This is a genomic window from Flavobacterium sp. NKUCC04_CG, from assembly GCF_019345525.1.
GTDB lineage: Bacteria > Bacteroidota > Bacteroidia > Flavobacteriales > Flavobacteriaceae > Flavobacterium.
Window position 1 is genome coordinate 1 of record NZ_JAHKRA010000036.1, and the last position, 1728, is coordinate 1728.

A 1728-nucleotide genomic window follows, 5' to 3' on the forward strand; every position below is an offset into this window, starting at 1 on the left:
ATTGCCTCAGGTGCAACCTGTAGTCCCGGGCAGACTCGAACTGCCGACCCCTACATTATCAGTGTAGTACTCTAACCAGCTGAGCTACGAGACTCTGTACTTTTATTGTGTATTATTTGAATTGAACAGCGAGTGAGTAAGATAAAATTAGTGCGTATCTCTAGAAAGGAGGTGTTCCAGCCGCACCTTCCGGTACGGCTACCTTGTTACGACTTAGCCCTAGTTACCAGTTTTACCCTAGGCAGCTCCTTGCGGTCACCGACTTCAGGTACCCCCAGCTTCCATGGCTTGACGGGCGGTGTGTACAAGGCCCGGGAACGTATTCACCGGATCATGGCTGATATCCGATTACTAGCGATTCCAGCTTCACGGAGTCGAGTTGCAGACTCCGATCCGAACTGTGACCGGTTTTGTAGATTCGCTCCTGGTCGCCCAGTGGCTGCTCTCTGTACCGGCCATTGTAGCACGTGTGTAGCCCAGGACGTAAGGGCCGTGATGATTTGACGTCATCCCCACCTTCCTCTCAGTTTGCACTGGCAGTCTCGTTAGAGTTCCCGGCATGACCCGCTGGCAACTAACGATAGGGGTTGCGCTCGTTATAGGACTTAACCTGACACCTCACGGCACGAGCTGACGACAACCATGCAGCACCTTGTAAATTGTCTTGCGAAAGTAATGTTTCCAAAACGGTCAATCTACATTTAAGCCCTGGTAAGGTTCCTCGCGTATCATCGAATTAAACCACATGCTCCACCGCTTGTGCGGGCCCCCGTCAATTCCTTTGAGTTTCATTCTTGCGAACGTACTCCCCAGGTGGGATACTTATCACTTTCGCTTAGCCACTCAGTCTTGCGACCGAACAGCTAGTATCCATCGTTTACGGCGTGGACTACCAGGGTATCTAATCCTGTTCGCTACCCACGCTTTCGTTCATCAGCGTCAATCGATTGATAGTAACCTGCCTTCGCAATTGGTATTCCATGTAATATCTAAGCATTTCACCGCTACACTACATATTCTAGTTACTTCCCAATAATTCAAGTCTAACAGTATCAATGGCCATTTCCTAGTTAAGCTAGGAGATTTCACCACTGACTTATTAAACCGCCTACGAACCCTTTAAACCCAATGATTCCGGATAACGCTTGGATCCTCCGTATTACCGCGGCTGCTGGCACGGAGTTAGCCGATCCTTATTCCTACAGTACCTTCAGCTATCCTCACGAGGATAGGTTTATTCCTGTATAAAAGCAGTTTACAATCCATAGGACCGTCTTCCTGCACGCGGCATGGCTGGTTCAGAGTTGCCTCCATTGACCAATATTCCTCACTGCTGCCTCCCGTAGGAGTCTGGTCCGTGTCTCAGTACCAGTGTGGGGGATCTCCCTCTCAGGACCCCTACCCATCATTGCCTTGGTATGCCGTTACCATACCAACTAGCTAATGGGACGCATGCTCATCTTTTACCGATAAATCTTTATTATGTATGTGATGCCACAAGCATAAACTATAAGGCATTAATCCAAATTTCTCTGGGCTATTCCGTTGTAAAAGGTAGATTGCATACGCGTTACGCACCCGTGCGCCGGTCTCAAAGGAGCAAGCTCCTTCTACCCCTCGACTTGCATGTGTTAAGCCTGCCGCTAGCGTTCATCCTGAGCCAGGATCAAACTCTTCATCGTATTTTTTTAATATGTTTAGATAGTTTGCGCTAATTCTTGAAATCTT

The 1728-nt window shown here is 48.6% G+C and carries 1 tRNA gene and 1 rRNA gene; both read right to left on the bottom strand.

The annotated features are described in order from the left end of the window. Positions 1 to 20 precede the first annotated feature (20 nt). A tRNA-Ile gene (locus tag KO524_RS15085) sits at positions 21 to 94 on the bottom strand. 70 nt (positions 95 to 164) lie between these two features. After that, positions 165 to 1682 (bottom strand): 16S ribosomal RNA (locus KO524_RS15090). Positions 1683 to 1728 lie beyond the last annotated feature (46 nt).